The sequence below is a fragment of the Flavobacterium sp. xlx-214 genome (genome assembly GCF_013874595.1).
Taxonomy (GTDB): domain Bacteria; phylum Bacteroidota; class Bacteroidia; order Flavobacteriales; family Flavobacteriaceae; genus Flavobacterium.
Map to the genome: position 1 here is coordinate 429,066 of NZ_CP059431.1, position 12,314 is coordinate 441,379.

Here is a 12,314-nt window from a genome sequence, read left to right on the forward strand (position 1 = left end):
ATTTTCATAAAAAATCCCGATAAAAACCGGGATTAAAATTTATTATTTTAGAAATTGATTGAAGGACAATCACATTTGTAATTACTTTCTTTACACAAGAAGTTGAAACCTAGAGTTAACTGATGGAATCCACCTTTTGCAAATTGAACTTCTCCAAACTGATGTGAATAAGTATAACCAATCATTAAGTTTTTAAACTTAACCCCTAATAAAGGAGAAACTGAATGATAGTTTTGTTTTTTCACTTCACTATTATCTTTCATATACTCAGCACCTTCAAACATTGTACGGTAAGAAATACCCGCAAAAAACTGTCCGTTAGTAAACTCTTTGTACATTTTTAAGTTAACATCAAGCATTTTTTCTTGAATTTCTTCAGTGTATTGAAACAAAACAGAAGGTTCCCAAGAAAACCCTTGATCTCTGTATGATCTGTACCCTTTATTTTTAGAGAAAACATAACCAGCAGAAACTACATACTTACGTAAATTATCGCTTTCTATATCAGAATACATTGCACGATCAGTTGTAATTAAATTTTTAACCGTTGCATGTGCATAGAAATCTAAAAAGTGATAAGAAACCCCTGCATCAACATTAAAATAATTATAGTTTAATTCATTACCGTTTACAGAAGGATCGTATACATTACCCCAATCAGATTGATCTAACTGAGATTGTACCATACCAGCACTTACACCAAACGATAATTTATTTAAATCGTAATCACTTCTAGAAAAAGTAATATGATGTGCATAAGACAATTTTGCCCCCATTTGTTTATGGTAACCATTTCTATCATTAAAAGCAATAACACCAACCCCTGAACGCTCAGATAAAGCAGTATTAAAACTCAATGTTTGAAGAGCTGGTGCATCTTTCTGATCAAACCATTGTTGACGGGCAGTTAAACGAACTTTAGCACAATTTGCTATACCTGCCATTGAAGGATGTATTAAATAATAATTATCTGTAAGATAATCTTGATAAACTGCAATTCCTTCTTGTGCGCTACTTACTTGCGATACAAATAATGAAGATATAACAACTAATAAGGATTTAGTAAATATATTCATAAATTCTTTTTTTCTCTTTAGAAATGGTTAACAAATATATAAAAAACTACATTACAACAGCACTAAGTTTTAAATATATTCAATAGTAATTATAAACCTCAAATATGTTAATTTTAAGTTTAAATTCCAAATATAAATATTCAATTGATATTTCTTTGTTAATTTTGAAAAAAATCTTAAAAAATGTTTAAAATAAATATAAAAGAAACCCAAAACCCTACCATAATAAAATTTGAATTTCCCGATTTTATTACTTACGGAGCTAATTTTGAGTTTAAAAACGTAGACGAAACGGAGAATTCACCTCTTGCACGTCAGTTATTCTATCTTCCTTTTGTTAAAACTGTTTATATTTCTGGAAATTTTGTTGCTATTGAACGTTTTTCAATTGTTGAATGGAGCGATGTTCAAGAAGATGTAAAACAACAAATTGAAGATTTTGTTACAAATGGCGGTAAAGTTCTTATTGAAACAGAAACCGAATCGACTAAAAAAACGCCTGTAACTGTTTATGGTGAAACCACACCAAATCCTGGAGTTTTAAAATTTGTAGCTAACAAATTACTAACAAAAACAGCTGTAGAATTTAAAAATATTGACGAGGCAAAACCATCGCCTTTGGCAATTGAACTTTTTAAATTTCCTTATATAAAAGAAGTTTTTATTGACGAAAACTATGTTTCGTTAACCAAATTTGACAGTTATTCTTGGGACGAAATTACTATTGAAGTACGCACTTTTATTAAAGAATTTATTGAAAACGGAGGTACTGTAATTGACGAATCTTTAATTACACAAACCAAGGAACATGAAAAGCAACAAGAACAATATTTTGAAAACTTAGATGTTACTTCACAACAAATTGTAAATATTTTAGAAGAATATGTAAAACCTGCTGTTCAAAGTGATGGTGGAAACATAACTTTTGAAAGTTATAATGATACCACTAAATTAGTAACTGTTACTTTAAAAGGTGCTTGTAGTGGTTGCCCATCCTCAACATTTACTTTGAAAAACGGTATTGAAAACATGCTTAGACAAATGCTTCATAATAATGACATTGTTGTAGAAGCACTAAACGGATAACATAAAGGTTGAGTTTTCTCAACCTTTTTTATTAAAATAAATTGCTATGAAAAATCAATTAAAAAACGCCTTTTCGCCTTACTTACTGCAACACGCAAACAATCCTGTATTTTGGCAATTATGGAATGATGAAAATGTATCAGAAGCAACCAATAAAAACAAATTGCTCATTATAAGTATTGGATATTCTGCTTGTCATTGGTGTCATGTTATGGAAAAAGAATGTTTTGAAGATGATGAAGTAGCTTTGGTAATGAATAAAAACTTCACAAGTTTTAAAATTGACAGAGAAGAATTACCTGCTATTGATGCCTATTATATGCAAGCATTGCAAATTATGACCAAACAAGGCGGCTGGCCTTTAAATATTGTTGCTTTACCTAATGGATTACCAGTTTGGGGCGCAACTTATGTTCCTAAAGCAGAATGGATAGATGTTTTAAACCAATTAGCGTTACTGTTTGAAACCAATACTGAGAAAATGTATGATTATGCAGAGAAACTTCAAAACGGCATTTTATTAGCAAATAATACCTTAGAGATTTATCCAAAAACAAACAATACAATCAACCTGGAACCTTTGCTTGTTCAATGGCAAAAAAGTTTCGATTTGGAGTTTGGAGGCTATCAAAGAGCGCCAAAATTCATGATGCCAACCAACTTGAATTTTCTTCTACAATATGGCATCGCAAACAATCAAAAAAATATAACACAGCATGTGTATTTAACATTATCAAAAATGGCTCAAGGCGGTTTGTTTGATACTATTGAAGGTGGTTTTTCACGTTATAGTGTAGATCATAGATGGCATATCCCCCATTTTGAAAAAATGTTGTATGATAACGCCCAATTGTTATCAACCTATTCACAAGCTTATTTAGAAACTAAAAATCTATTTTTCAAAGAAATCGTTAAGAAAACAGTCGCTTTTATTTTCAATAATTGGCAAGATACTTCTGGAGGGTTTTACGCTGCTTATGATGCCGATAGTCTTAACAGCAATGATAAGCTTGAAGAAGGTGCCTTTTACTTTTGGAAGCTACATGATTTAAAACAACTTATTAATACAGAAGATTGGGATTTATTTGAAACTACATTTTCTATAAACAATGTTGGTTATTGGGAAGAAGCAGATGCATATGTTTTGTTTCAGCAGTTTTCTTTAGAAGAAATTTCAGAAAAGAAAAACATCAATATTGACCAGTTAAAATCTCTAAAACTAAAATGGGAACAAATTTTATTAGAAAATCGTTCCAAAAGAACAAAACCACTTCTTGATGATAAAATAATCACTTCTTGGAACGCTTTGTTACTATCAGGATTATTAGACACTTACAAAATTATTCCATCAAAAGAATTGGAAGATAAAATTGAAAATCTAGCTTCGTTTTTAATGAACAAAGCTTACCAAAATGATATTCTAGGTCGTGTTCATAAAAACAACAATAATTATATTTCAGGAACTTTAGAAGATTACGCATTTACTATTAAAGCGTTTATCGACTTATTTAACTATTCGCAAAACAAGCAACATATAGCATTTGCGCATATCTTAACGCTTCAATCATTAGACATCTTCTTTGATGAAAAGCAAGGTTTTTTCAAATCAAATGAAAATCAAATAGTTGGCACTGTTTTTGAGATTGAAGATAATGTAATTCCATCTGCAAATGCAATTATGAGTCGAAATTTATTTTACATAGGTCAATTGTATCAAAATGATTATTTTACAAGCATTGGTTTAGAAATGACACAACGTGTAATGCAACAAATTAATTATGCAAGTGCCTTTTCAGAATGGTTACTTAATGATTTGATTTTTAAAGAATTATTTGAGTATATTATTATAAAAGATCCAACAAAAGGAGAATTAGATAGTTTAAATACGTTTTTTAAACATCCTTTAATAATAGATTATTCATTAAAATTGCCTATTTTAGACCATTACAAAAGTCAAAAAAACAGAATACAAATCTGTAACACAAACAGTTGTAGGTTATCAACAAACAATTTTAACGAAATTTTCAATTAAATACAATCAAATAACACTAATTTTATAACAACAATTAAAACAAAAAAATGAAAAAAATATTTTTAATAGCTTCTTTTATTACATTCTCAATAGCAGCAAATGCTCAAATGACATTGCAAACGGGCGGCAATAATTTAACTTTCAAAAAGAGTGCAGACTTTGATGACGCAACTGTTGCTGGTTCAAAATATTTTACAGAACAATACAACAACGCTCAAGTAAATAATGGCACTCAATCTTTTTTAATACGTTACAACGCTTATGCTGACTTAATGGAATATAAAAATGGTTCTGAAACTTTAGAGTTAATCAAAGAAAAAAACGTTCATTTTGTTTTTCAAGACGGTTCTATTTATGAATTATTGAATTACAATTTAGATAACAAAGACCTTTCTCGTTATCATCAAATATTAGTAAGCAATGCAAACAGCAAAGTTTCTAAGTATAAAAGCATAAAATTAGTACCTGCTAAAAAAGCATCAAACAGTTATGATAGCGATACACAGGCAACTTACAAAGCAAATAAGGATGTTTATTTTGTAACTTACAACAACCAAACAGTTGAGTTTGATGGTAAGGAAAAAACATTATCAAAATTAATACCTGGTAAAGCTTCAGAAATAAAAGAGTTTTACAAAAGCAATAAAATTAAAGAAAACGATACGGATATGATCAAGCTAGGTCATTTCTTAGCTACTCTTTAAAAGAAAAAGACTCCAAATTTGGAGTCTTTATTTTTTTGTTGTTAACATAAAATCTTTTAGATAAAAAGGTTCAAAGTAAGCTACATCTACAAAATCATTTGTTATAAACTTTTGATGTCCTAAAAAAGCCATTTCATTAGCTGAAGGATATACAATATCATCATAATAAATAAATTTGTCCGATTTTAAAACCGGTATACATTTCAAAGCACCATCGCCAATTAAATGGATATTTTGGTTGTACTCTGAAAAGCCAGTTTCATCTTCAATAACCATCGAAACAACTTCTGATACAGCCTTATGATCTTTGCTGAAAATTTGGGCAAAAACTTCCATTCTACGTGCATCAATCATAGGAACAATGAATCCATCATTAACACTTAATTTTTCTGCTAAAATAGCTAAAGTATCAATTGCTATTAGTGGAATTTCTAATGCATAACACAATCCTTTTGCTGTAGACACACCAATTCGTAATCCTGTGTAAGAACCTGGACCTTTGCTAACACAAATGGCACTTAAATCTTTTAATGCAATCTTACCTTCATTTAAAACATCTTTTATAAAGAGATGCAATTTTTCAGCGTGTCCAAATTGATCTTCAGCCAATTGCTTTAAAGCGATTGTTTTTCCATTTTCACTTAAAGAAACCGAGCAGTTTTTAGTCGCTGTTTCAATGTTAAGTATATAAATCATCTAAGGAAGCTTCTTCTTATTATTTTTCTTGTTTTTAATAATTCTATAAATAGCCCATCCGCCTATTAGCAATAGCAAATAAGGAAAAGCCATTAAGTAAACAATACCATCATTAACTGCTTCTGCAGGTACACCTGATTCTTCCGTTTCTAACGCTGCTCTACACATAGCACATTGAGCTGTGCTTGAAAAAGCAAACATAATTGTAAAAACAATACCTAAAACTACCTTTTTCATGGTAAAAAAATTAATGAATGTAATAAGGAGAAATCATTAAATAAACAATTACCCCTGTAACAGCAACATATAACCACATTGGGTATGTGATACGTGCTAATTTTTTATGACGTTGATATGCACCTGAAATTCCTCTTACAAACGTTACCAATACAAACGGAATGATGATGATTGATAACAAAATATGTGTAATTAATATAAAGAAATAGATGTAACGAATAGCTCCTTCGCCTCCAAATTTCGTCTCAATTGATGTCATATGATAAGCAACGTACATTGCTAAAAACAACACAGAACAAGTAATACAAATCTTAATTAAGCGCTCATGCAAAGGTTTATTTCCTTTTTTTATGGCAGCTACAGCCCAAACCAACAAAATAGCCGTTAAACCATTAATAGAAGCGTAAATTGGTGGTAAAAAAGACAAAGGCTTCACATTGTATCCTAAATCGTGTAAATTAACACTGAATAATATGGCTACTACAACAGGTATTGCAATTGATAAAATCCAAATCCAAACGTTGTACTTTTTTTCTAATACTTTATCTTCCATTACTCTTTTAATAATTGTTGAATATCTTCTTTTAACATCTTTAATCCGGCATCATCTGTACCATCATAATAAATAATCGGATATTCTAAATTCTCCATATTTCGTGAACGTATATTTCCTTCTTTATCAATCAAAGCAAATAATCCAGAATGTTCAAAACCACCAGGTGCATCTGCATTTTTACCAACATATAAATTAAACTTTTTAGATAATCCAAAAATAGCTTCCTCGCTACCTGTTAAAAAATGCCAATTTGCCATATTTACACCTAAAAACTTAGCATGCTCTTTTAAATTTTCTGGTGTATCCGTTTCAGGATCAATGGTGATAGATGCAATTCCAAAACGATCATCTTTTCCAAATTCATTTTGTAATTTCACCATATTTTCATTCATTATAGGACAAATAGTAGGACAAGTAGAAAAGAAAAACTCTACTAAATATACTTTGCCTTTATAGTTATCGTTGGTAATGGTTTGCTTGTCTTGATTTGTAAATGAAAAAGCAGGCGCTTTACCAATAACTTTTAACTCGCGACGATTAGCAACATTTAAACGATCGCTTTCTACAACAGTGGTGTTTTTAAAACGATCTACAATTTTTGGGATAAAGTAAATTCCAAAAACCAAAACAATTAGGGAAACCCAAATATAAGAGTAATTTTTTTTCATTACTGAGTGATGTTTTCTGCTTTATTATTTTTTTTAAGGGCTAAACGATATTCTGCTAAAATAACCTTTACATCATCTGACATTTCATTGTGTAAATCGGCTGCAGAAATGGTATTGTATCCTTCACGATATTCATCTTCGCCTTTCTTATTTTTACCTTTACGTCCGCGTAAGTTTAATTCTTTATCAATAATATAAACATTTGATGTTCCTAGCTTATCGTTTAAGTTACCAACCAATTTTAACTGTTTAAAATACGCTTCAATTTCAGCTGGCTCCGCCATAATATAATGCCAATGTTTTAAATCAACATTTACACCTAATTTTTCATCTACTTTTTTCAAAGCTTCTTCGGTACCTTTAGGAGCAATGTACACAACTTGAAAATCGACAAAGTCTTTATTTCGATCATAAATCTTATGTGCCAAGTTGGTAATATTTCCTTCAATGTATGGAATATCAGAACCTGTAAAACCTAAAACCGTAATTTTATTCTTTAGTTGTATTGGTTCAACTGTATTAGTTTGCCAAGTAGTTGGTAAATCGGCAATATTATTGGTAACAACTGGAAGTTTGATAAAAGAATTTACCCCCGAAGCAAAGAAAAGATATGCTACAATAGGCACTATAAAAAGAGCCACTAAAAGTAGTATTTTTTTCATTTTTAAAAGTTTTTACAAAAATAAAAAAAGGCGGTGTAATAACCGCCTTTTTAACTCTTATTTATGTTTAAAATATCCAACGAATTGATGAATATTTGAAAACGTCATGAATATAATCGCCTTCAATTAATATTAAACATGCAAGGTACAATATTAAGAAAGCCATTGGTGCTACAATTGACCAACGAAAAGATGATTTTTCACCTTCTAAGTGCATAAATGCCCACATAATGAAATATGCTTTCCAAATGGTCATTAAGATGAAAATCCAGTTTAAGTAACTTAAGCTTAAAAAATCATGATGAAATAAAGCATCTGGTTTAAAAATACCTAAAGCTACTTCTATAATTGTTAATACAGATAAGTAAATAAAAACTTTCCATATTCTACTTGTATTTGATGCGTGCGCTCCCATTATTACAAATTATTTTTAAGGATTAAACTAAATAGAAGAATGTAAATACAAACACCCAAACTAAATCTACAAAGTGCCAGTACAATCCAACTTTTTCAATCATTTCGTATGATTTTCTTTTCTCGTACGTTCCTAACAATACATTAAAGAAAATAATAATGTTTAATAAGATACCTACTGAAACGTGGAATCCGTGGAAACCTGTAATGAAGAAAAACAAATCTGCAAATGTTTTATGACCATATTCATTACGTACCAAGTTTGCACCTTCTACAACGTGTGTAAAATCATTAACTCTAGCCAAAGATTGCTCACGAGATAAAACGATTTTTTTATGTTTATTTCCTTCTACTGTAAATTGTGTTCTTACAAATACGTTAGGATTTTTTTCTAAACCAGCTTTTACTTGTTCTAAAGAAACAGAAGTTTCAGTTCCGCCTTTCATATACCAAGTACCTTTACTTCTATTTAAAGTAGCATCTTCTCTTGCAATTGTTGTATCGGCAAAATCAGCTAAAGCTAAACGCTTACCATCTTTATCAACAAAATGTAAAATTTCACCACCTCTAGTTTCAATAGCTCCATATGTTCCTGTAATGAAGTTTTTCCACTCCCAAGCTTGAGAACCAACGAAAATTAAACCTCCAATAATGGTTAATAACATATAAACTGCAACCTTTTTTTGTTTTAACTGATGACCTGCATCTACAGCTAACACCATTGTTACAGATGAAAAGATTAAGATAAATGTCATTAAAGCTACGTAATACATAGGTGCATCTACACCATGCATAAACGGAAAGTGATTGAATACTTCATCGGCAATAGGCCAAGAATCAATAAATTTGAATCTGGTAAAACCGTATGCTGCAAGGAATCCTGCAAATGTTAAAGAATCTGATAATATGAAAAACCACATCATCATTTTCCCATAGCTTGCTCCTAGTGGTTGAACATCTTCACCACCACCCCAAGTTTTTTCTTTAGTCGCTGCTGTAGTAACTGTCGCTCCCATAAAAAGTTTAATTGTTAAAAAGTTCCCAAATTTACACCTTTTTTCTTTTAAAGAAAAGCAAAAAGATTATTTGTAAAAAGTAAAAAATAAAAATAAATACAACCACAAGAATCCTAGAAAGTGCCAAAACATCACACTTAACTCTATTCCAAGGGTTTGAGTTGCATTATACTTTTGTTTATAATGATTATAAATTACGATTAATAATGAAATTAACCCACCAACTAAATGGGCTATATGTACCAATACTACAACATATAAAAATGAAGTTGTAATGGTACTTTGGCTACCTGTGAAAAAATAACCAGCATCTACCACTTGCCCAAAACCTATGAATTGTAACACTACAAACAAAAGTCCTAAGGCTAAAGTTAAACCAAGCATTAAACTTGTAGTTGATCTGTTGTTCTTTGAAATGGCTTTTTTAGCTAAATGAAACGTAACACTGCTTAAAACAATAACTACTGTACTCCATAAAAAAGCTTGAGGTAACTCAAAATCTTTCAACCAATCCGGACGATTCTTACTAATAACATAGGCACTGGTTAAACCAGCAAAAATCATCACAATACTTCCCATTGCAAAAATAAGCATTGTTTTATATGCCTTGCCTTTTTGCAATTGTTCTCTGTTTAACTCTTCAATATTCATTATCGTAAGAATTTATCTAAAATAAAAATAATTTGTATTAATGTAATATAAGTAACACTAATAAGCATTAATGTTTTGGCCGATTTATCGGTTTGCTTTTTATACAACTGAACAGCACCATATAACATCCATAAACCTGCCGCTAAAACAAGTACTGCAGCAATTGGACTTAAATATAATCTACCAGTATATCCTGTTGCAGGTAATAAAGAGGCAATAATTAACCAAACACTGTATAAAATAACTTGTAACGATGTTTTTTTATCTTTTTTACGTGTTGGCAATAAGTAAAAGCCACCTTTTTTATAATCATCAAATAAAAACCATCCTAAAGCCCAAAAGTGAGGAAATTGCCAAAAAAACTGAATTAAAAACAACATTCCTGCCTCAATACCAAACTGATCGGTATGTGCTACCCAACCTAACATAAAAGGAATGGCACCTGGAATGGCTCCTACAAAAACAGCCAAAGGTGTTAAAGGTTTTAAAGGCGTGTAAACACTGGTGTATAAAAAAATGGAAATAGCCCCAAACATAGCCGTTTTTGGACTAACAATATAAAGAATAACAAGTCCCACAATCGTTAAGGCTGATGCTAAAATAAAAGCACTATTTTTTGAAACTCTACCAGATGCAACAGGACGTTTAGAAGTTCTATCCATTTTTGCATCTAAATCTTTCTCAATAATTTGATTAAATGCGTTTGATGCACCTACCATGCAGTAACCACCAACAGCAAGCATTAAAAGTACTTTAAAACTTATTTGTTGCCAATCTTCTACAGCTAACAAATATCCTGCTAATGTTGAAAACACTACACTAAAAGCCAAACCAGCTTTGGTTATAGCTTTAAATTCAGAAATTGCTGAAACTTTTTTTATTGTCGAAGTTGCTTCCAAAATAACTTGTTTGCTAATGAAATTTGGTTTGCAAATATACTTTAAAAAAACTCTTTACCCTAACTCTTTCAACAATATTAGTGTTAAACTAGTTTTAAACACGATTGTTTTTAATTTCGGCTAAAATTTCTTGCTGTGAGGATGTACCAATACGACTAACTCCTTTAGAAAGATAAAATAGTACATCGCTTAAATTTTTGATACCGCCTGATGCTTTTACGGGTAAAGGTGTTGCATTCTCTAAAAGCAATGTAATGTTATAAGGCGTGGCCCCATTTGGTTCATTGTTTTTGGTTTTATAAAAACCTGTAGATGATTTTACATACACATGCGCATAATCTGTTTCTTTAAAATTACGAATAACTGTATTTTTTATAAGAGCTGTAAGCTGAATGATTTCTTTATTGGTTAATGCGGCAGTTTCTAAAATCCATTTAATTGTTTTATTATGACTTAAAACAAATGCTGTACATTCTTTAATTTCGGCTTGTACTTTTTCTACAGCTCCTTTTTTAAACGATGCATAATCTACAACAAAATCTAACTCCTCAGCTCCATGCTGAATGGCCAAAGAAGCTTGATTTAACTTTTTTTCTAATCCACCCTTACCTTTAGGAAAATCAATGACAGTTCCTACCAAAACTTTACTTTTACGAGAACTTAAAAAAAGTTTTGTCTTAGCAACTTCTTTTGGCAAAACCATTGCTACTTTATATTTTGATACTAAAACATCATTCAAAAAAGCATCTATGACTTTTTCATGTTCTTCTTCAGTTAAAAATGCTTGTTTAGTCGTTTTCAAATAAGAAGCTTCAATAAAATCTTTATAATTTTTCATATTATAAAAATAAAAAAAACCTCACGAATTGTGAGGTTTAAATTTTGTATATACTAAATAAATAGTGGTTCCAAACAAAACACCTAATGTATTACAAGCAACATCAAGCCATTCAAAAGAACGTTTTGTTGGTAAAACATCTTGTAAAAACTCTACTAATAATCCAAACAAAATCAATCCTAAAATAATTAACAATAGATTGAGTTTGTAATTAGAAGCGTTTTGTTTTAACAATGCCCATGACCATAAAAAAGATGAAGTAGTATAAAAAATAAAATGTACTATTTTATCAATATTTGGAATGCTTATTTTTTGAACCTCGTTGATGTTAGATAAGTTAATCAAACAAAAAACAAGGATAACCACATTCCATAATACGGCCAAAAATGTTTTATTAAGCACCAATTAATTCTTTGTATTGATCTGCAGATAATAAAGCATCAAACTGAGCTGTATCAGTCATTTTTACTTTAATCATCCAACCTGCTCCGTAAGGATCAGAGTTTACTAATTCTGGTTCTGTTTCTAAGCCTTCGTTAAACTCAACAATTTCACCAGCAACTGGTAAAAACAAATCAGAAACTGTTTTTACTGCTTCTACAGTTCCAAACACTTCGTCTTGATCTAAAGTTTGATCTAAGGTTTCCACCTCAACATAAACAATATCTCCTAACTCTTTTTGAGCAAAATCTGTAATACCTACAGTTGCTACATCGCCTTCTAAACTAACCCACTCGTGGTCTTTTGTGTACTTTAAATTAGCTGGTATATTCATTGTT

16 protein-coding genes are annotated in these 12,314 nt (G+C 30.5%); 3 read left to right on the top strand and 13 right to left on the bottom strand.

The features are described from left to right. Positions 1 to 47 precede the first annotated feature (47 nt). Positions 48 to 1,076 (bottom strand): type IX secretion system membrane protein PorP/SprF, encoded by a 1,029-nt coding sequence (locus H1R17_RS02085; protein ID WP_163431692.1) that lies wholly within the window; start codon positions 1,074 to 1,076, stop codon positions 48 to 50. Between the two features lie 183 nt (positions 1,077 to 1,259). On the opposite strand from H1R17_RS02085, the gene H1R17_RS02090 reads away from it, so the two are divergent. Genes H1R17_RS02090 through H1R17_RS02100 form a run of 3 tightly spaced genes read left to right on the top strand, consistent with a single transcriptional unit; the run spans position 1,260 to position 4,898 of the window. Further along, entirely contained in the window at positions 1,260 to 2,162 is a 903-nt protein-coding gene (locus H1R17_RS02090) for a NifU family protein (protein WP_163431691.1), read from the top strand. Positions 2,163 to 2,208: 46 nt separating this feature from the next. Continuing rightward, positions 2,209 to 4,194, top strand: a complete 1,986-nt coding sequence (locus H1R17_RS02095; RefSeq protein WP_163431690.1) for a thioredoxin domain-containing protein — start codon at positions 2,209 to 2,211, stop codon at positions 4,192 to 4,194. A gap of 47 nt (positions 4,195 to 4,241) precedes the next feature. Next, positions 4,242 to 4,898 carry a hypothetical protein gene (locus H1R17_RS02100; protein ID WP_163431689.1) on the top strand — a complete coding sequence of 219 codons (657 nt, stop codon included), beginning with the start codon at positions 4,242 to 4,244 and terminating at the stop codon, positions 4,896 to 4,898. Positions 4,899 to 4,925: 27 nt separating this feature from the next. On the opposite strand, the gene tsaB is transcribed toward H1R17_RS02100, so the two are convergent. The 12 genes from tsaB to gcvH all read right to left on the bottom strand — a co-directional run bounded on the left by tsaB (position 4,926) and on the right by gcvH (position 12,310). After that, entirely contained in the window at positions 4,926 to 5,594 is a 669-nt protein-coding gene (gene tsaB, locus H1R17_RS02105; RefSeq protein WP_163431688.1) for a tRNA (adenosine(37)-N6)-threonylcarbamoyltransferase complex dimerization subunit type 1 TsaB, read from the bottom strand. Further along, positions 5,595 to 5,831 carry a hypothetical protein gene (locus tag H1R17_RS02110; RefSeq protein ID WP_163431687.1) on the bottom strand — a complete coding sequence of 79 codons (237 nt, stop codon included), beginning with the start codon at positions 5,829 to 5,831 and terminating at the stop codon, positions 5,595 to 5,597. It lies immediately after the preceding gene. Between the two features lie 10 nt (positions 5,832 to 5,841). Then, the gene (locus tag H1R17_RS02115; RefSeq protein ID WP_163431686.1) at positions 5,842 to 6,384 is read right to left on the bottom strand and encodes a DUF420 domain-containing protein; all 543 of its coding nucleotides are present in this window, start codon (positions 6,382 to 6,384) and stop codon (positions 5,842 to 5,844) included. Beyond that, the gene (locus H1R17_RS02120; RefSeq protein ID WP_163431685.1) at positions 6,384 to 7,055 is read right to left on the bottom strand and encodes an SCO family protein; all 672 of its coding nucleotides are present in this window, start codon (positions 7,053 to 7,055) and stop codon (positions 6,384 to 6,386) included. Before H1R17_RS02120 ends, H1R17_RS02115 begins: the two co-directional genes overlap by 1 nt. After that, a complete protein-coding gene (locus H1R17_RS02125; RefSeq protein WP_163431684.1) occupies positions 7,055 to 7,717 on the bottom strand; it encodes a hypothetical protein in 663 nt (220 codons plus the stop codon). Before H1R17_RS02125 ends, H1R17_RS02120 begins: the two co-directional genes overlap by 1 nt. Positions 7,718 to 7,784: 67 nt before the next feature. After that, positions 7,785 to 8,132: a cytochrome C oxidase subunit IV family protein gene (locus tag H1R17_RS02130; RefSeq protein WP_163431683.1), complete on the bottom strand. Its 348-nt coding sequence runs from the start codon at positions 8,130 to 8,132 to the stop codon at positions 7,785 to 7,787. Between the two features lie 22 nt (positions 8,133 to 8,154). After that, complete coding sequence (locus tag H1R17_RS02135; RefSeq protein WP_163431682.1) at positions 8,155 to 9,147, bottom strand: cytochrome c oxidase subunit 3; 993 nt, start codon at positions 9,145 to 9,147, stop codon at positions 8,155 to 8,157. A gap of 66 nt (positions 9,148 to 9,213) precedes the next feature. Then, positions 9,214 to 9,798, bottom strand: a complete 585-nt coding sequence (locus tag H1R17_RS02140) for a cytochrome c oxidase subunit 3 (protein WP_163431681.1) — start codon at positions 9,796 to 9,798, stop codon at positions 9,214 to 9,216. Beyond that, a complete protein-coding gene (cyoE, locus tag H1R17_RS02145) occupies positions 9,798 to 10,697 on the bottom strand; it encodes a heme o synthase (RefSeq protein WP_163431680.1) in 900 nt (299 codons plus the stop codon). Before cyoE ends, H1R17_RS02140 begins: the two co-directional genes overlap by 1 nt. Positions 10,698 to 10,791: 94 nt before the next feature. Further along, the gene (locus tag H1R17_RS02150; protein ID WP_163431679.1) at positions 10,792 to 11,535 is read right to left on the bottom strand and encodes a deoxyribose-phosphate aldolase; all 744 of its coding nucleotides are present in this window, start codon (positions 11,533 to 11,535) and stop codon (positions 10,792 to 10,794) included. A 21-nt stretch (positions 11,536 to 11,556) separates the two neighbouring features. Further along, positions 11,557 to 11,880 (bottom strand): VanZ family protein, encoded by a 324-nt coding sequence (locus H1R17_RS02155; protein ID WP_163431678.1) that lies wholly within the window; start codon positions 11,878 to 11,880, stop codon positions 11,557 to 11,559. A gap of 49 nt (positions 11,881 to 11,929) precedes the next feature. Continuing rightward, a complete protein-coding gene (gcvH, locus tag H1R17_RS02160; protein ID WP_163431677.1) occupies positions 11,930 to 12,310 on the bottom strand; it encodes a glycine cleavage system protein GcvH in 381 nt (126 codons plus the stop codon). Between the last annotated feature and the right edge of the window lie 4 nt (positions 12,311 to 12,314).

Bases quoted from the DNA above. Each gene is read 5' to 3' on its own strand.
- H1R17_RS02150 (WP_163431679.1), bottom strand. From the start codon at position 11,535: ATGAAAAATTATAAAGATTTTATTGAAGCTTCTTATTTGAAAACGACT.
- H1R17_RS02115 (WP_163431686.1), bottom strand. From the start codon at position 6,384: ATGGAAGATAAAGTATTAGAAAAAAAGTACAACGTTTGGATTTGGATT.
- H1R17_RS02095 (WP_163431690.1), top strand. From the start codon at position 2,209: ATGAAAAATCAATTAAAAAACGCCTTTTCGCCTTACTTACTGCAACAC.
- H1R17_RS02110 (WP_163431687.1), bottom strand. From the start codon at position 5,831: ATGAAAAAGGTAGTTTTAGGTATTGTTTTTACAATTATGTTTGCTTTT.
- H1R17_RS02135 (WP_163431682.1), bottom strand. From the start codon at position 9,147: ATGGGAGCGACAGTTACTACAGCAGCGACTAAAGAAAAAACTTGGGGT.
- H1R17_RS02125 (WP_163431684.1), bottom strand. From the start codon at position 7,717: ATGAAAAAAATACTACTTTTAGTGGCTCTTTTTATAGTGCCTATTGTA.
- H1R17_RS02090 (WP_163431691.1), top strand. From the start codon at position 1,260: ATGTTTAAAATAAATATAAAAGAAACCCAAAACCCTACCATAATAAAA.
- gcvH (WP_163431677.1), bottom strand. From the start codon at position 12,310: ATGAATATACCAGCTAATTTAAAGTACACAAAAGACCACGAGTGGGTT.
- H1R17_RS02100 (WP_163431689.1), top strand. From the start codon at position 4,242: ATGAAAAAAATATTTTTAATAGCTTCTTTTATTACATTCTCAATAGCA.
- H1R17_RS02085 (WP_163431692.1), bottom strand. From the start codon at position 1,076: ATGAATATATTTACTAAATCCTTATTAGTTGTTATATCTTCATTATTT.
- tsaB (WP_163431688.1), bottom strand. From the start codon at position 5,594: ATGATTTATATACTTAACATTGAAACAGCGACTAAAAACTGCTCGGTT.
- H1R17_RS02120 (WP_163431685.1), bottom strand. From the start codon at position 7,055: ATGAAAAAAAATTACTCTTATATTTGGGTTTCCCTAATTGTTTTGGTT.
- H1R17_RS02140 (WP_163431681.1), bottom strand. From the start codon at position 9,798: ATGAATATTGAAGAGTTAAACAGAGAACAATTGCAAAAAGGCAAGGCA.
- H1R17_RS02130 (WP_163431683.1), bottom strand. From the start codon at position 8,132: ATGGGAGCGCACGCATCAAATACAAGTAGAATATGGAAAGTTTTTATT.